We start from the raw sequence: 16,470 nt of genomic DNA, 5'->3' as shown, positions 1-16,470 counted from the left end.
GCTAAAAAAATGAAAAAAGCATTGATGGACGAGAGTTACAGAGAATTATTGCTCAAAGTTTAAAAGCGTTTGCCCTGATTTTATCGACAATGGTTTGTGCCAGTTTTTCTTTGCTTTCCATGGTCCAACCGGCAATGTGTGGGGTTAACAGGACATTTTCGGCGGCTATTAAATATTGAAATGCTTCGGGCATGGTGGTAGTAAACATATCTTCAAACGACGATTTCTCATATTCCAAAACATCTAGACCCGCTCCTAAAATTTTACCGGATTTTAACGCCGAAACTAAATCTGCCGTCACCACACTTTTGCCTCTTGCGGTATTTAAAAACCAAAACGGTTTTTTAAATTGATTTATAAACGGGGTATTAATCATATTTAATGTTAATGGCGTTTGTGGCGTGTGTAAACTTAAAACATCAACACGTTCTTGGAATTCCGCTAACGACACTTGTTTCGCATTGGCATCGCCCACATGTTCCTTGATGTCGTAACACAGCACCTCAGCATCGAACCCACGCAACTTTTTTGCAAAGGCTTTCCCCATGTTGCCATAACCGATGAGACCAACCGTTTTTCCATCGAGCTCTACACCACGGTTGGCTTCGCGTTGCCATTTGCCCGATCTTACTTCGCGGTCAGCTTTATTTAATTTGTTGAATAATGATAACAACATACCCAAAGCCTGTTCGCCCACGGCATTTCTATTACCTTCGGGCGCCGCTATTAACGTGATGCCTTTTTGTTGGGCATATTCGCAGTCTATATTTTCTAAACCGGCACCTACGCGACCTATGAATTTTAAATTGGTGGCAGTATCCAGAAATTGTCTGTCAATTGAAAAACGGCTTCTTAAAATGATGCCATCGTACTCATTAATTTTAGCTTCAATTTTTTCTTTTGAAGATGAATAATCTTCGTGATTGGTAAAGCCTAAATGGTTAAGTTGATTTATTAATAATTCGTGATTAGTATCAAGATGAAGGATTTTCATGGTTATTTTTCCTGCGAAGGCGGGAATCTTTTTTTTAATGCATATTTATTTGCTGGAATTCACAAATATTTTTTAAATAAGGTTTTTCTATTTTAAAAAGCCTAATTGTCTTATTTTTTTATGGGTAGCTTCTATATCTTGAGGTATGTCTCCTTGCAATACCCAGTTGATATCTAACCCATTTTTAATGGCTGCATCCATAAGATATTTATTGTTTGAAATAAGTTTCCCTAACCTTTCAAAATTTGAACCAAAATCCAGCCTATAATCTGGATGTAATTTGTTTATTAAAATTAATATTTTAAAGACCCTAGCTATTACGGCGACACAAAAATTTCTTGCACTACCTGGGGTAGCTTTCAAAATATTAAAATGGTTTTTATGTAAAACTTCTGTAAGCAATAATAAATTTAGGCTTACTTCCCCAAATTTATCTTTAGTTCTATTTACATGTTCTGTAATTTCGCCACTTAAATAACGAACATCCATATTAAGATAGCCAACAAAGTAAAAAGTATTGGTTATTTGCTGTACTCTTAGTTTAATTCTTTTTTCAATGTTCTGTCTTTCCTCATCCACCGTATTGGTGTTTACCAGTTCAAAAAGTAAACGATTTGCAAGTGCCAAATCTTTTTTTAACAATCTAAAAATAAGTTTATCTTTTTCTTTGGATGAAAGTTGGCTAATGGCTTCTTTAAATTCTTTAGGATAAAAGCTACTCATAATTACAAATATTTTTTTAAAACAGCTTCTTTTTGTTTTGGAATTGCTGCAATTTCAGTTTCTAAAACTTTAATTTTAGCTTCAATTTTTTCTATTTCTGAAACTATTTTTTGTTGTTCTGAAAGTGGTGGAAGTGGGATTTTAATTAAATCAAATGTTCTCGTAGTAATAGCATCAAAAATTGTCCCATAAGCATTATTCCGAAACTGCTCAATCTCAAATTTTAAAGCAAAATATAGAAAATCTGAAGATAAATTTAAACCAGCTTTAATTCCATAACAAGATTGATTAAAAGTCATAGGGATTTTTAATTGAGCCAATGCACCTACTGTTCCACGTGCTGAAATTATGATGTCATTTACATCTAAATATTTTGCGCTGCTATTTTTTAATCCTTCTTCTGTTATTTTCTTTTCAGTTTTTTCAACATATCGATTTTCTCCTTTAAAATCAACTATTGAAAGCCAAGGAATATCACCATCCCAATATTCACCTTTGTTTGTATTTGGAGTTCCTCCTCCAACTATTTGTATTTCATTGGAAAGAATTGAAATATCAAACTTTGATTTTGAAATAAAATAAACATTTTTAATACCATCTCGTAATTTTTCAACTTCTTCTTTCGCATTATTTTCTTTATCATCTAAAATTTCAATTTCTAAAACAATTTTTTGTTGAATATCTATAGGCGGAAGTGGTATTTTAATATCTTTCAATACACTTACCGATGCAACGTTTTGAAGTCCGGCACCATGACTGTTTTCAACAAAGCTATTGGTTATTCCTTCAAGTAAAATTTTTAAAAACGGTGTAGAAATATTATTTAGAGGACGTAACCTTAATAAAGCTTGATTTATAATTCCCTTTTCTCCTTGTGGCGGGAAAATTGCAATCTTTCCAATTGTACCCGAACAACTCATTATTATATCGTTGGGCAAAAGTTCGAATCCTTTCATTTCATTAAATTTTTCTTCATTTATGAAATATCGACCTAAAGAAAAATCATTTTTAATTGCATGTTGTTGTTCGTAAACTTTAAATCCACTTTCAACAAAAATTTCTTTTTTTAATGAGCCTCCAAAAGGACCTCTTTTGAATTCAGCAACATCTTGAAGCGTTTTTATTTCATGTTTAGAATTAGAAATATCAATTGGATTTACTTTTTTTTTTGTAGAAAGTGAAATGTTTTTTTCAAAATCTACACGGTCAAACGTTAACATATCTACCAAATCGTGTCTGGTAACATTTTTTTGCATCGCTTCATCAATTTCAAAATCAAAATCGCCTGCAAAGGCTTTGTAAATATAAGTACTTGCTTTTTCGGGGTTATCAAAAACATCAGCATCAAACATTTGGGTGCAGTCTTCTATGTTTTTGCTTCTTTGTACGGGATGTATGCCTTCGCTTCCTCTACGGTTGCTAAACTCATAACCTAAAAAGCGTTTTTCAGCATTTTTTTCGCCACTTTTAATAAGTACTACTTTTTGTGAGTAAGCAATTATAAAGTAATATAATTTTTCTGTTTCTTTTTCTAAAACTAAAGACCAAAATTCCTTTTCGTTTTTTACTTTTAGTTTCTTGCGGTATTCTTTATAAATTTCGTGTTCAGTAATAACCTTATTAGGTTCTTTTTTTAATAAAGAAACATAATCATCAAACGAAATAGTTTCCCAAACGTGGTTTACATATTTAGTAACTGGTTTTTCAATGCCGTTAAGTGTTACATCTTGATAACTGGTAAAGAATTTTTCTACGGCAATTTTAAGATTAATGCTTTCGTAATTATTTCTTCTTCGTAAAAACAACGTAACGGTGTTTGTCCCTGTTGCCATAAAGGTATTAGAACCTAATTCGGTAATTCCTATAATATCAAAATACTGTAATATAATTTCGCGTGATTTTGAGTAAATACCAGTATTACTTAATATGGAACTAGGTAAAATAATGCCTGCAACACCACCATCTTTTAATAATTGTTTGGTGCGTTCTATAAACAAACATTCAATTTCGGAGCTGTTTTCGGTTAGTTTGTCGTAAAGTTCAAAATCTTTAGTTGTATAGTAATCGGTTGTGGTTCTTTTAAATGAAGATACCGAATACGGCGGGTTTGAAACTATGATGTCAAATTGTCCATTGTCTTGAGGAAAATCTTCTTTAGTTTCTTTTAATAATCCTTTGTATTCTTTGGTGTTTTTAAAACTTCCTAAACCATCACTTAATAAAACATTGGCTAATCCATCTCCATGCAAATAACACCCAACTTTGCCTACTTTAACTAGACGATAATCTTTCTCGATACCATATACAAATTGGGTTGCCCAATCAAAATGGCTACTTTGCCATTTAATAATTTTTTCTTGAGCAATTGGTGTAAACTCATTGTTGGTTTTGGAATTGATTATTTTTTGAATTTCATGCATGCTTTCTGTTAAAAAATGTCCGCTTCCTGCTGCATAATCTATAATATAAGGCAAACTACCTTTAACTAATTTTTCATTAACAATAGAATCTATTGGCAAACTTTTAATGATAAATTGAGCAACTGGAACCGGTGTGAAAAATTGTCCAGATTCCTGTTTTAAACCAGTAGTTAAAAGCAACTCAAAGAAATTTGATAAATATTGCTGCCTTTTGTTATACCTTATTCTAAAACCTTGTAATAATTCAACAACTTCTTTTACAATTTTACCGTTTTCTAAAAAAGATTGTTTGTCAAAAACTTCTTTTATGGCGAATTCATTATTTTTTTCTAATCGGATTTTATTGAATTCTTTTAGTAAATCTTTTTTTATAGAATCGTCCAAATGCTTGTATTTTCTTTCAAAATCAACTTCAGAAAAATCTGTTATTTCTTTTTCTAGAAATTCAAGCATTCCATTTTTGTATAAATCAGAAAGTCTAATTAAAAAACTAACATAAGCATCTTCGCCTTTCAAAGTATCTTTGCCTTCAATCCATTGAAATTTTAATTCGTCATTTGGGCGCGTTGTTTTTTCATCATAAACTTTACACAAAAACAATGTAAATATTTTATTAAAAGCATTAGGCTTATCAGAGACAACATTATGTCTAAGTATTTCTAAAAATTGATTAAAAATTAAACTACTATCAATTTCTTCAATAGGCTTTAATAATTTGGGGGTAAGTGCTTTACTTTCAAAATTATAAGGTTTAACCCAAGTTTCTAAAACACCATTATCTTTCGTTAATTTATTCCATTTTTGATAAAAATCTTTAACATCACCAGTTTTATAATCTTCTTCAATTTTTATAATTTCATTTCGATAAACAATTTCATTTCCTTTTAATTCAGAAGCATAAAGCATGATAATATCTGCTTTATTGCTAAATTTAAAATAGGTAAACAATTGCCCACCGTCTTTTTTTAAACGGGTAAACGCTTTATCGAATTCTTTTCCGTAAGTTTTGCATTCTATTAATAAATATTCGGAGCCATCATCATGGGTTACACAAATGTCTAATCTCCCAGAAAAACCATGTCCGGCTGGATAAACTTTTTCTAATGAAATATTTTCAGGTTTATAGCCTTTTTCCAGTAATTTGTCAACACATTCTAAAACCACCCAATCTTCTGATTTTGTAATGTTTTGAGATTCTTTTTCGCCAACTTTTGTTTTACCTCCAAAATAAAAAGTTTCCTTTTCTAAATCTACTTCAATAGCGTATCCGTTAGAATATTTTTTAATAAATATTCCTGATGCATTTTCTTTAGCGGAAAATTCAAGGATTGAAAGTAGCTTTTTATGAGGCATTAGTTAGGTTTTTGCGAAATTACAAAATACTTAAAATATTTGGCATAAGTTACTGTTTTATTAAAAGTGTTTTTAATTGCTAAATTATGGTTTTTTAACAAAGAAACTAACATTTTGAAATTTACTGGATTTGCGTTAGGGATAGCAGTGAAAATCCTTTTGGTTTTCTTTGATAAGGAACCAGCCTTAAAGAAGATACCTTTAACTTGGATTGTGGATTACTGCCTTTGTAGAAATGACAAAAAACCAAAAGATTGTAATGGATAGCCCGACCCGAAGGGTAACGCCCAAATAGTATTTAAAATACCCGAGTGGCTTATTTTAATTGTGTGAAAACAAAAAAGCATCCCAAATTACTAAGGGATGCTTTTGGTATTTGTTAAGAATGTTATTTATTCTTGGGTAGCTTCTACTTCTAGTCCTGCTTCTGCTGCTGCATCGGCCGCTGCTTCTGCTGCTGCTTCTTCTTCTTCCTCTTCAAATGCGTCAACGGATGCTCTTGAACGTCTTACTAAACAAACCACGGTATTGTCTGGGTGCATAAACTTGAATGCCTTATTCTCCAATGTTGTAATGTACAGTTTATCGCCAATTTTAAGTGGTGAAATGTTTGCCTCAATAAAATCCGGCAAGTTGGCTGGTAATGCTTTTACACGTAAACTACGTCTGTTTTTACGTAAAACACCACCATTTTTAACCCCTTTGGAGCTTCCAACAAAAACAAGTGGAATTTCCATAGAAATTTCTTTGTCTTCAAATAACTGATAAAAATCCACGTGTAAAATTTTATCGGTAACTGGGTGAAATTGAATGTCTTGTAAAATGGCATTGAATTTTTTACCGTTTTCCAGTGCAATCACAACTGTATGCGCATTTGGAGTGTAAACAAGTGATGAGAACGCTAATTCTTCTGCATTGAAATGAACTGGGGTATCTCCTCCGTATAATACGCAAGGAACCTGACCAGCATTACGTAAGGCTTTTGTTGCTTTTTTGCCCACGCTTTCTCTTTGAGATCCGTTGATTGTAATTGATTTCATTTAAAATTATTTATTTATTATTAACTATTATTTATTTTTCACTCCTCTCTTTTGTGAGTCCCGATAGCTATCGGGAGGGAGGGGCTTTTACATTACAAATTTTGAACTTATTGACTTGTTGTTGTGTACTTTTTCCATAACATCGGCAAATAAATTGGCACAACTCAACACTTTAATTTTATCGCTTAAAGGTTTAATGGGAATGGAATCGGTTACTATAAGCTCTTCTAATTTTGAATTGTTTAAATTATCATACGCATTTCCAGATAATATGGGGTGTGTACAAATGGCTCTCACACTTAGGGCGCCACGTTCCATCATTAAATCGGCTGCTTTTGTTAAGGTGCCTGCGGTATCCACCATATCATCAACCAAGACGACATTTTTACCGGTAACATCGCCAATTAATTCCATGTGCGAAATAATATTGGCTTTAGCGCGCTGTTTATAACAAATTACCACATCGCATTCCAATGCTTTTGAATAGGCATAGGCGCGTTTTGAGCCACCCATATCTGGCGATGCGATGGTTAAATTATCCAAATTTAATTTTTGCAGATACGGCAGAAAAATAGTAGAAGCAAATAAATGGTCTACAGGTTTTTCAAAAAAGCCTTGTATTTGGTCTGCGTGCAAGTCCATCGTGATGATTCGGGTTGCACCAGCTGCTTCCAGCATTTTAGCCACTAATTTGGCTGCAATGGGTACTCTCGGTTTATCTTTTCTGTCTTGTCTTGCCCATCCAAAATAAGGTAATACTGCTGTAATATGTCTTGCCGAAGCACGTTTGGCAGCATCAATCATTAACAACATTTCCATTAAATTCTCTGGCCCTGGATTGGTAGAGCCGATAAGGAAAATACGCGTACCTCTAATGGATTCTTCATACGAGGGTTGAAACTCGCCATCGCTATAGGTAGAGGTAATCACATTGCCCAATTCTGCCCCAAAAGCTTTAGCAATTTTCTCTCCCAACACTTTACTTTGGGTACATGCAAAAATTTTTGCTTCGGTAATCACAATGGGCATAGTTAACGTGTTGTTTTATAGTGCAAAAGCACCCCTCATTTTAAATGAGGTGCAAATTTATACATTTATTTTAAGCAAAAAAGCATATTGCCCAGTATTTTTATGAATAATATGGAAAAAATATATATTTTTGCTGTACTGTTTCGGCTCAAGTGGCAATCTTGATAGTTATCGAGAGCCAGAGTCTTAAATTGCTCAAGTGGCGGAATTGGTAGACGCGCCGGATTCAAAATCCGGTTCTTCGGAGTGCGGGTTCGATTCCCGCCTTGAGTACTTTTTTATCATCAAATTATCATAAAAACCTGTAAATTAAATGTTTACAGGTTTTTTAATTTTGTTTCCATTAAAAGGTGGGAAGCCTGACCCCTGGTGGTAACGCCCAAATACTTTTTAAGTGTTTGGGTTTTTGTCGCGAATGTTTTTATAGATTTTAAAACCCAACATAATTAAAACACCTAAAACAAGAATGCCAACAACGCCCCAAACCCAATTGATGGCACTTTTTAAAACCACTAAAAATACGACTGCGAATAGGATAAAGGTGGCACCTTCATTCCAAATACGCATAAAACTGGATGTTTTTTTAACCACATCGTTTTGAAGTTGGGTGTAGTATTGATGGGTTTTTAAGTGATAGATAATAAGCAAACCAACGAATGCCAACTTAACGTGCATCCACGGTTGTTGTAACCAAAAGGGTTGTAAAATGAGAAGCCAAATGGCGAAAATGGTTGCCAATATAGCCGATGGCCATGTGATGATGAACCACAGGCGCTTGGCCATAAGTTTTAATTGTTTCCCCAGAATTTCTTTATCGGGCGATGGTTTTTGAAACGCTTCTATTTGGTAAACAAACAAACGCGGAACGTAAAATAATCCTGCAAACCAAGTAATTACAAAAATAAGATGAAACGCTTTTATATAATTGTAAAATTCCATAACTAAATGGGTTGATTTATTAAAGTTGCCTTCACTTCTCTATTTAAAAAATAAGCGGTTACGATGGTTGAAAGCACATCGGAAATTGGGAAGGAAATCCAAACGCCTAATTCACCATAAAATTTTGGGAGTATTAATATTAACGGAATAAAGAAAAACCCTTGGCGAGTTAAAGTCAATAACAAGGCTGGAAATGCTTTCCCAACAGACTGAAAATAGGCTGCGCCAATAAGTTGGACCGCAATAATGGGGGTTGCCGCAAATACCCAACGCATAGCGCTTGGTGTTTCTTGAATAACCTGCACATTGGTGGTGAACATACGGGTAATAGCTTCAGGAAATACCATTAAAATAATGAATATCCCTGTGGAAAGTACGGCGGCATATTTTATAGCGATGTTGATGGATTGCCGAACCCGTTCGTAATTTTGGGCGCCATAATTAAACCCTGCGATGGGTAAAAATCCTTGCGTAATACCCAATACAGGAAACATGGCGAACATGAGCATTCGCCCAACAATGGCGTACGCCGTTACTGAGGTTTCTCCGCCTAAATCAAACAAAATATTATTCATAAATAAATAGGTAACACTTACCACAGCTTGTCTTGCTAGGGTTACAAACCCTAATGAACCGATTTCTGAAACTATGGAAGTATTCAATCCAAAATGCGTTAAATCTATTTTCAGTTCTGAATTTTTTGATAGAAAAAACCAGTATATATAAATAAAACACAAGATGTATGACAACGACGTAGCCCAAGCAGCACCTTCCATTCCATAGTCCAGCACATTGATGAAAATGTAATCTAAAAGTAAATTACTTACCGATGGAATCATCATGGCATACATGGCGAACTTAGGCTTCCCTTCTGCCCTAATAACGGTATTCCCCATCATGCTCAATGCCAAAAATGGCACTCCATATAACACGATGGTATAGTAAATTTTAGCAGGTTCGAAAATAGCGCCTTTACCTCCAAAAGCTAAAATTATAGCATCGCTATAAATTAACCCAACAACTGCTAAAGTGACTGCAAGCAATATGGTCAGCGTAATTTGATTGCCGAATGTTTTAAGTGCTTTATCGGGACTATCGGCACCCAACGCCCGTGAAATAATGGAAGACCCACCAATACCAATCGCCATACCTAAAGCGGCAATAAAGAATGATACGGGCAGTACCACGTTTATGGCAGCAATGGCTGTGGAACCTATCCAATGTCCAACAAAAATGGTGTCCACCAAAATATTTAAGGACATCACTAAAATACCAATGGAAGCAGGAACCGCCTGTCTAATTAAAATTTTTCCGATGGGCTGTGAACCTAAATCGTGGGAAGATACTCTGGCCATTATAAACTCATAGTTTCAACGGTTGCCCATTCGTTAATCCATTTAGAAAGTAACGTTACCCAAGCATCATCATCATTCAAACAGGGAACTGTTGTAAACTCTTTTCCTCCCATTTCATGGAAAATTTCTTGACCTTCCATGGCAATTTCTTCAAGGGTTTCCAAACAATCGCTCACAAAAGCTGGCGTTACAATCGCCATATTTTTAACGCCTTTTTTTCCTAAGCGCTCAATAGTTCTATCGGTATAAGGTTGCAACCAAGGGTCGAAGCCTAATCTGGATTGAAATGATGTTGAATAGGTTCCTTCTGTAAATTGAAGTTTTTCAGCAACCAATCTTGTAACTTCCAAACACTGGTGGCGGTAGCAAAACTCGTGAGCCTTACTGGGTGTTACACAACAACTACCATCTATTTTACAATGCGATTTGGTAATATCACTTTTACGAATGTGGCGTTCGGGAACTCCATGATAGGAAAACAACAAGTGTTCATAATGATTACCTTCTAAATGTTTTTTTATGGCATTTGAAAGCACTTCAATATAATCAGGTTTATTATAAAATGCCGGAACCGATTCAATTTTTAAGTTTGGAAAGTGTTGTTGACGAAGCTCTTCGGCCAACACCGTAATGGTTTCTGTGGTTGCCATAGCAAATTGTGGGTATAACGGAAACAGCAACACCTCATCAACACCTTTATCAACCAATTCTTGAAGTCCTTTTTTAATAGTCATGCTACCATAACGCATCGCCAAAGCTACTGGAAATTCTACTTGTTTTTGTAGTTTGTTTTGAAGTCTTTCGGACAATACAATTAATGGCGACCCTTCATCCCACCATATTTTTTTATAAGCAGCCGCCGATTGCTTTGGTCGTGTTTTTAATATAATACCTTTTACGAGTGCAGCTCTGGCAATAAAAGGGATGTCTATAACGCGTTCATCCATTAAAAATTCGCCTAAATATTTTTTTACGTCTTTTGGCGTGGGACTATCTGGAGAGCCGAGGTTTACGAGTAATATTCCTTTTTTCATTACAATTTTATTTTTATAAAACACTAATTATGATTTTTCATAATCAATAAATTAGGTTTTCCAAATCAATTTTATGCAATATTATGATAGTTTTTTCGCCAAGTAATTTGCAAAAAACAGAATTGTCTTCGGTGTCTAGAGCAAAAAGCAACTCAAATTTCCCTTTAAATATTTTATCATTTGAGTTAATTACAAGTGTGTCAATTCCTTTATACTGAATTATATCCCATTCCGCATTAATTTCATTTGTAGAATGAATCATAATATTCTTTTCGTCAATCTTAACAATTTTATATGAAATACTATCTAAATAGTCTTTATCCTCATAATATATTTCTTCTAGAATCCAAAGACCATTCATCTTCTCTTTTAATGATTCATTACAGCTTATTAAGGAAATCATTATTAAAAAAAGCAAAGAAATCTTTTTAATCATATTTAGACAATTATTCATATAATAAAAATCAGCTTTTGTTCTCTTCAATTTTTTGTTGATGATATAACTTAGGTCGTTCTTCATTATAGTCGCAATCTTGAAAAATACCGCAAGACGTGCTAGAACGTGCCAACGATTTTGTGTTTGCATTTTTAGATAAGGCTTCAATTTCCGGAGTTAGATATTTCATAATAATAATTTTCTGTTCGAAGTAATTTAAATACATGGCACATCACAAAGATACGATACTACTGGAAATTAATCTACACATTATGGCAACAACGAATCAAACCAAATGCACTAAATTACATCCTTTTAACTGACTTTAAAACCAATAAAATTAAGAAAGCTTAAACGAGTTCATTCAAACCTCGCATTATTTAGTAATTTTGCTTAAAATACATACGCCTTTTATTATGAGAACATTAAAGAATATAATTATAGTATCGTTATTTGCATTAGTTGTAATGAATTGTAAAAACGAAGCAAAACCTGAAGTTAAAACGGTTGAAGTTGCTACAGAAGCTTCCAATTCCATAGACCCAAATGCGCATTATGCCAAAGCAGAATTTACTATAGATGGGATGACCTGCGCTATGGGTTGTGCTAAAACCATTGAAAACAAAATTGCAAAAATGGACGGTGTAAAATCTGCTACGGTAGATTTTGATAGAAAATTGGCCATGGTTGAATATAATGATGCTAAAGTAACCCCTACTTTATTAGAAGAAACCGTTACCAAGGTTTCGGACACCTACAAAGTAAGCAACATGAAAACAGCAAGTGAACTTTCTGGGAACTAAGCATGCAATAAAGATTGCACCGAAGCTTATTTTGCTGAAAAAGATTAAAAACTTCTAAACTATTTAATTTTAACTAGACCCGTCAGTCCCGACGATTCGGGATTAAAAACCTGACGGGTCTTTTAGTTTTTTTATTTCCAATTAAGGGTTTCCATAATGTGCACCATGTCTTTTTGCAAGTAATTTGCTGCTGGTAATATGGAATCGTAATTAGGTTTCGCATTGAAGTATAAAGACCCGATTAAAAAGTGATTCACACTATCGGTTACATAAAACTGAGCTGGAGACGCTACATTTCCCTTAACTTCAGAAAACACACCATATACTTTTCTTTCTTTATTCTCATAAGGAAATACAGGAATTTCTTCTGCTTTAATGGTATGTTCTAAAGTGAATTTTTGGGCATCACGCAAATAATCGATGAGATTTTTTTGGTCGCCATTAATAGCTTTATATGTTAAAAAAACAGTGCCTTTTAAGGTTGGATATTCTATATTGATACCATAACTTTCAGTTGGAGCTGCCAACTTTTTATATTTAATCTTGGTTGCCAACATATTGGTCTCAAAAGAAAAAGGAACATCCACTTTTATATTTTTGTATTGTGGTTGCGGATACTCCAACCTTAAATATCCTTTGGGTTTAGGTATATAATCTTGTCCACATGAACAAAAAATGATGATTATGGACAAAATATAATATGTATGCTTCATTAAGTAATTGTGAATTTTACGAGTTTAATGCGTTTTTTGTCTAAAGCCTCAATAGTGAAAACGTAATTTTTAAAATTTATTTTACTGTTCAGTTTTGGAAAACTGCCAGATATCTCTAAAACAAAACCCGCAATGGTTTCAGCTTCTCCTTTACTATTTTCAAAGACTTCCTCATCTTCAATTTTAATAATTTTATAAAAATCCTTTAAAGCTGTTTTTCCTTCAAATACATAATTATGTTCATCTAATTTTGAATAGGTTAAATCTTCATCATCAAATTCATCACTAATATCGCCCACAATTTCCTCAATAATATCTTCCAAGGAAATAAGCCCCGAAGTACCCCCGTATTCATCTACCACCACGGCTAAGTGTACTTTTTTCTCTTGGAATTCCGCCATTAAATCGTCCAGCTTTTTGTTTTCAGGCACAAAAAAAGGTTCTCTAATTAAAGTCGCCCAATCAAATTGTTTTCGTTCTATATAAGGCAATAAGTCTTTCACATAAAGAATCCCTTTAATGTTATCGATATTATCTTTATAAACTGGGATTCTGGAATACCCATTTTTTGTTATTTCGGGTAAAATCTCGATGTATTTTAAATCGATGTTCAACGCAAAAATATCAATTCGAGGGCGCATAACCTGCTTGGTATCGGTATTGCCAAAAGAGACAATACCTTGTAATATTTTATGCTCCTCTCTGGTAGTATCTTCTTCGCTGGTAAGCTCCAATGCTTGCGAGAGTTGATCGACACTCAAATTCGATTTTTGTTTCCCTAATTTATTGTGTATCGAAATGGTAACACTGCGCATTGGCAAACTTAATGGCGACAGCAGCACATCTAAAACCCGCAACGGGTACGCCATAAAGGTTGCGAACTTTAAATTATTTCTGCTGGCATATATTTTTGGAAGAATCTCACCAAACAACAAAATCAAAAAGGTAATAACAACAACCTCAATTATAAATTTTAATATGGCAGAAGCGATGCCTGAAAATAGACTTTCACTTAAATAAGCGAACAAAATAACAATCCCGATATTTATAAAATTGTTGGCAACCAAAACCGTAGCCAATAATTTTTTTGGACGTTGAAGCAACAATGAAATAATTTGGATACGCTTTGATTTTTCTTCCAATCCCTTTTCAATATCGGTTCTGGAAAGTGAAAACAGCGCCACTTCGGCACCAGAAATAAGCGCAGAACATGCCAACAACAAAAACAATAACACAAAACCAAAAACAATCGATACGTCAATTGCTATCATTAAACTTTTAAAACTCGCAGGGTCAGGATCCAAGTACTTTTGTATTAGTTACACATAGAATTCCCATGGTTTATGGGAACTTTTTTAATTAAAATGGCAAATCGTCCTCTTCCTCTCCAATAGGCTCGGGGGCATCTGGTTGTTTCGCCGCTGGTTTTGCCGGTGTTGGCGTATTTGCCGCATTGCTTTCGCTTTCTTTTTTGGTGGTTAAAAACGTGAAATCGGTACACTGTATTTCGGTTGAATACCTTTCGTTTCCACTTTCATCTTGCCATTTTCTGGTTTTCAATCGGCCTTCCACGTACACTTTGTCGCCTTTGCTTAAATACTTTTCGCAAATTTCGGCAGCTTTATTTCTAACTACAATAGTATGCCATTCTGTATTTGTAACGCGTTCATTGGTTTGCTTGCTGGTGTAGGTTTCATTGGTTGCCAAAGGGAAACGCCCTATGCAATTGCCCCCTTCAAAATAATGCATTTTAACTTCGTCGCCCAAATGCCCAATAAGCATCACTTTATTTAATGTTCCAGACATGATTTTTATTTTTTATAGGATAGCAAAAATACAGAATTGCTTTGCTTTTCTAAGCTTTTCTAAGACTTGCTTTCCGTTTTTTTAAAATTAATAAAAATTTCGATTGCCACCATGTATCTAATCAAAATTAAAACTTTCAATAAAATTTCCAATAAGTATGGGTACTGCATACTCGTGTACCTTATTAATAGAGATTCCGTTTTCCAAATCACCATCCACTTTTACAATCCAAAACTTGGTGTGCAAATGCTGGTGCGATAATTTATGGATGATATCCGCTTCATTATATAAGGACAGTTCAAATAGCTTATCTTTTAATAAAGAATGATTCTTAGCCAGTGTTTTAAAAGCTTCAAAATCATACCCCTTGTTTGTTTCTATTAGCGGAAACTGGTATAAATTTTGCCAAATACCTTTGCCCTCGCGTTGTTCCAAAACGGTTTTTTCATCCGAAGAAATCAAAACCAAAAAATTAAAATGTTTTTTTTTCGCGTTAGCGGATTTGATTTTAACGGGCAATTCGTTGATTCTGTTTTCAGCAAAAGCGATACAACTCGTATTAAAAGGGCATATAGAGCAGTCGGGGTTTTGTGGCTTACATTGGGTGGCACCAAACTCCATAATAGCTTGATTAAAGGTAGCGGGGTCTTTTACATCAATAAGTTCCTGCGCTAATTTTTTAAACTCTTTGGCACCTTTTGACGAGTTTATTGGAGTATCAATACCAAAATAGCGAGAAAGCACTCTATACACATTCCCATCAACTACAGCTGTTGCTTCGCTAAAACATATAGAAGCAATGGCACTTGCAGTATAATCGCCAATGCCTTTAAGCTTTATTAAGTCTTTATGAGTATTTGGAAATTCTCCGTTTAATTCGTTGGCAACATATTTTGCCGTGGCATGTAAATTTCTGGCCCTGGAATAATAACCCAACCCCTGCCATAATTTTAAAACGTCACTTTCTTGAGCGTTGGCCAAATGATTCACAGACGGAAATTCTTGTACAAATTCGTGGTAATATGGCAAGCCTTGCCGCACTTGGGTTTGCTGTAAAATAATTTCTGATAGCCAAATAAAATAAGGGTCTTTGGTTTGCCTCCAAGGAAGCTCTCGGTTGTTGTTTGAGTACCAATGGTTTAGTGTTTTTGAAAAAATCATTAATTAAATTAATTGAATCTGTAAAAATAAACGTTTATAATCTTAAATTTTAATGAATTAGGTTTGAAATATTGAATTTTAAATTCCTATATTTGCATCCCTTTTAGAATTTATAGTAACTTAAAAACAATATATTAAAATGACGAAGGCTGATATAGTAGCAAAAATTTCTGATAAATTAGGAATTGAAAAAGGTGATGTTCAAGCAACTGTTGAAACATTCATGGAAGAAGTAAAATCTTCATTGGAAAGTGGTGATAATGTGTACCTTAGAGGATTTGGTAGCTTTATTATTAAAACAAGAGCTGAAAAAACCGGTAGAAACATTTCAAAAAACACTACCATTAAAATACCATCCCACAACATTCCTGCATTTAAGCCAGCAAAAGTTTTTGTTGAAGGCGTTAAAACAAATGTAGACGTTAAATAAAAATACCAAAGTGCTGTCCCGATAGCTATCGGGATTGTTTCAGTATTAAAACGAATTATTAATTTAAAAAGACACTATTTATGCCAAGTGGTAAAAAACGTAAGAGACATAAGGTTGCAACGCACAAGCGTAAAAAACGTAGACGCGCCAACCGTCACAAAAAGAAAAAATAAGCCCTAAAAAGTAGTTATGAAAGCTACTTTTTTCGGTTAAAAACAACAAAGTTCTTTGAAA

General features: G+C 34.0%; 16 protein-coding genes and 1 tRNA gene. 3 read left to right on the top strand and 14 right to left on the bottom strand.

What is annotated here, in order from left to right; all coding sequences use genetic code 11:
- Nucleotides 1–52: 52 nt before the first annotated feature.
- From ACU1LP_RS04780 to ACU1LP_RS04760, 5 genes are all read right to left on the bottom strand, one after another.
- Nucleotides 53–994 (bottom strand): 2-hydroxyacid dehydrogenase, encoded by a 942-nt coding sequence (locus ACU1LP_RS04780; RefSeq protein ID WP_445734131.1) that lies wholly within the window; start codon nt 992–994, stop codon nt 53–55.
- Between the two features lie 87 nt (nt 995–1,081).
- On the bottom strand, nt 1,082–1,717 hold the full coding sequence (locus tag ACU1LP_RS04775; protein WP_445734132.1) for a hypothetical protein: 636 nt from the start codon (nt 1,715–1,717) through the stop codon (nt 1,082–1,084).
- Between the two features lie 2 nt (nt 1,718–1,719).
- Entirely contained in the window at nt 1,720–5,490 is a 3,771-nt protein-coding gene (locus tag ACU1LP_RS04770; protein WP_445734133.1) for a restriction endonuclease subunit S, read from the bottom strand.
- 392 nt (nt 5,491–5,882) lie between these two features.
- Nucleotides 5,883–6,530: a 50S ribosomal protein L25/general stress protein Ctc gene (locus tag ACU1LP_RS04765; RefSeq protein WP_445734134.1), complete on the bottom strand. Its 648-nt coding sequence runs from the start codon at nt 6,528–6,530 to the stop codon at nt 5,883–5,885.
- An 87-nt stretch (nt 6,531–6,617) separates the two neighbouring features.
- Nucleotides 6,618–7,559, bottom strand: a complete 942-nt coding sequence (locus tag ACU1LP_RS04760; protein WP_445734135.1) for a ribose-phosphate pyrophosphokinase — start codon at nt 7,557–7,559, stop codon at nt 6,618–6,620.
- 193 nt (nt 7,560–7,752) lie between these two features.
- Between ACU1LP_RS04760 and ACU1LP_RS04755 the strand changes: the two genes are divergently transcribed.
- Nucleotides 7,753–7,832, top strand: a tRNA-Leu gene (locus tag ACU1LP_RS04755).
- A gap of 117 nt (nt 7,833–7,949) precedes the next feature.
- On the opposite strand, the gene ACU1LP_RS04750 is transcribed toward ACU1LP_RS04755, so the two are convergent.
- Genes ACU1LP_RS04750 through ACU1LP_RS04730 form a run of 5 tightly spaced genes read right to left on the bottom strand, consistent with a single transcriptional unit; the run spans nt 7,950 to nt 11,513 of the window.
- Complete coding sequence (locus ACU1LP_RS04750) at nt 7,950–8,498, bottom strand: CopD family protein (RefSeq protein WP_445734136.1); 549 nt, start codon at nt 8,496–8,498, stop codon at nt 7,950–7,952.
- 2 nt (nt 8,499–8,500) lie between these two features.
- Nucleotides 8,501–9,853: an MATE family efflux transporter gene (locus tag ACU1LP_RS04745; protein ID WP_445735713.1), complete on the bottom strand. Its 1,353-nt coding sequence runs from the start codon at nt 9,851–9,853 to the stop codon at nt 8,501–8,503.
- The gene (gene hemH / locus ACU1LP_RS04740; protein WP_445735712.1) at nt 9,853–10,887 is read right to left on the bottom strand and encodes a ferrochelatase; all 1,035 of its coding nucleotides are present in this window, start codon (nt 10,885–10,887) and stop codon (nt 9,853–9,855) included. Before hemH ends, ACU1LP_RS04745 begins: the two co-directional genes overlap by 1 nt.
- A 43-nt stretch (nt 10,888–10,930) precedes the next feature.
- Nucleotides 10,931–11,323, bottom strand: a complete 393-nt coding sequence (locus ACU1LP_RS04735) for a hypothetical protein (RefSeq protein ID WP_445735711.1) — start codon at nt 11,321–11,323, stop codon at nt 10,931–10,933.
- Between the two features lie 28 nt (nt 11,324–11,351).
- A complete protein-coding gene (locus tag ACU1LP_RS04730) occupies nt 11,352–11,513 on the bottom strand; it encodes a hypothetical protein (RefSeq protein ID WP_445735710.1) in 162 nt (53 codons plus the stop codon).
- A 226-nt stretch (nt 11,514–11,739) separates the two neighbouring features.
- Between ACU1LP_RS04730 and ACU1LP_RS04725 the strand changes: the two genes are divergently transcribed.
- Complete coding sequence (locus tag ACU1LP_RS04725; RefSeq protein ID WP_445735709.1) at nt 11,740–12,126, top strand: heavy-metal-associated domain-containing protein; 387 nt, start codon at nt 11,740–11,742, stop codon at nt 12,124–12,126.
- Between the two features lie 131 nt (nt 12,127–12,257).
- Here ACU1LP_RS04725 and gldD read toward each other — a convergent pair whose 3' ends face one another.
- The 4 genes from gldD to mutY form a co-directional block, all read right to left on the bottom strand.
- A complete protein-coding gene (gene gldD, locus ACU1LP_RS04720) occupies nt 12,258–12,839 on the bottom strand; it encodes a gliding motility lipoprotein GldD (RefSeq protein ID WP_445735708.1) in 582 nt (193 codons plus the stop codon).
- Entirely contained in the window at nt 12,839–14,143 is a 1,305-nt protein-coding gene (locus ACU1LP_RS04715; RefSeq protein WP_445735707.1) for a gliding motility-associated protein GldE, read from the bottom strand. Before ACU1LP_RS04715 ends, gldD begins: the two co-directional genes overlap by 1 nt.
- Before the next feature lie 55 nt (nt 14,144–14,198).
- Complete coding sequence (locus tag ACU1LP_RS04710) at nt 14,199–14,645, bottom strand: single-stranded DNA-binding protein (protein ID WP_445735706.1); 447 nt, start codon at nt 14,643–14,645, stop codon at nt 14,199–14,201.
- 117 nt (nt 14,646–14,762) lie between these two features.
- Nucleotides 14,763–15,806 (bottom strand): A/G-specific adenine glycosylase, encoded by a 1,044-nt coding sequence (gene mutY / locus ACU1LP_RS04705; RefSeq protein WP_445735705.1) that lies wholly within the window; start codon nt 15,804–15,806, stop codon nt 14,763–14,765.
- A gap of 139 nt (nt 15,807–15,945) precedes the next feature.
- Here mutY and ACU1LP_RS04700 point away from each other — a divergent pair, with 139 nt between their 5' ends.
- Nucleotides 15,946–16,236 carry an HU family DNA-binding protein gene (locus ACU1LP_RS04700; protein ID WP_117173525.1) on the top strand — a complete coding sequence of 97 codons (291 nt, stop codon included), beginning with the start codon at nt 15,946–15,948 and terminating at the stop codon, nt 16,234–16,236.
- Nucleotides 16,237–16,470 lie beyond the last annotated feature (234 nt).

The sequence above is a fragment of the Mariniflexile sp. genome (assembly GCF_052728615.1).
The sequence above is the reverse complement of the archived record's forward strand: the minus strand, read 5'-3'. Positions and strand labels throughout refer to the sequence as shown.

Bases quoted from the DNA above. Each gene is read 5' to 3' on its own strand.
- ACU1LP_RS04770 (WP_445734133.1), bottom strand. From the start codon at position 5,490: ATGCCTCATAAAAAGCTACTTTCAATCCTTGAATTTTCCGCTAAAGAA.
- ACU1LP_RS04750 (WP_445734136.1), bottom strand. From the start codon at position 8,498: ATGGAATTTTACAATTATATAAAAGCGTTTCATCTTATTTTTGTAATT.
- ACU1LP_RS04700 (WP_117173525.1), top strand. From the start codon at position 15,946: ATGACGAAGGCTGATATAGTAGCAAAAATTTCTGATAAATTAGGAATT.
- gldD (WP_445735708.1), bottom strand. From the start codon at position 12,839: ATGAAGCATACATATTATATTTTGTCCATAATCATCATTTTTTGTTCA.
- hemH (WP_445735712.1), bottom strand. From the start codon at position 10,887: ATGAAAAAAGGAATATTACTCGTAAACCTCGGCTCTCCAGATAGTCCC.
- ACU1LP_RS04760 (WP_445734135.1), bottom strand. From the start codon at position 7,559: ATGCCCATTGTGATTACCGAAGCAAAAATTTTTGCATGTACCCAAAGT.
- ACU1LP_RS04725 (WP_445735709.1), top strand. From the start codon at position 11,740: ATGAGAACATTAAAGAATATAATTATAGTATCGTTATTTGCATTAGTT.
- ACU1LP_RS04730 (WP_445735710.1), bottom strand. From the start codon at position 11,513: ATGAAATATCTAACTCCGGAAATTGAAGCCTTATCTAAAAATGCAAAC.
- ACU1LP_RS04745 (WP_445735713.1), bottom strand. From the start codon at position 9,853: ATGGCCAGAGTATCTTCCCACGATTTAGGTTCACAGCCCATCGGAAAA.
- mutY (WP_445735705.1), bottom strand. From the start codon at position 15,806: ATGATTTTTTCAAAAACACTAAACCATTGGTACTCAAACAACAACCGA.
- ACU1LP_RS04780 (WP_445734131.1), bottom strand. From the start codon at position 994: ATGAAAATCCTTCATCTTGATACTAATCACGAATTATTAATAAATCAA.
- ACU1LP_RS04775 (WP_445734132.1), bottom strand. From the start codon at position 1,717: ATGAGTAGCTTTTATCCTAAAGAATTTAAAGAAGCCATTAGCCAACTT.
- ACU1LP_RS04710 (WP_445735706.1), bottom strand. From the start codon at position 14,645: ATGTCTGGAACATTAAATAAAGTGATGCTTATTGGGCATTTGGGCGAC.
- ACU1LP_RS04735 (WP_445735711.1), bottom strand. From the start codon at position 11,323: ATGATTAAAAAGATTTCTTTGCTTTTTTTAATAATGATTTCCTTAATA.
- ACU1LP_RS04765 (WP_445734134.1), bottom strand. From the start codon at position 6,530: ATGAAATCAATTACAATCAACGGATCTCAAAGAGAAAGCGTGGGCAAA.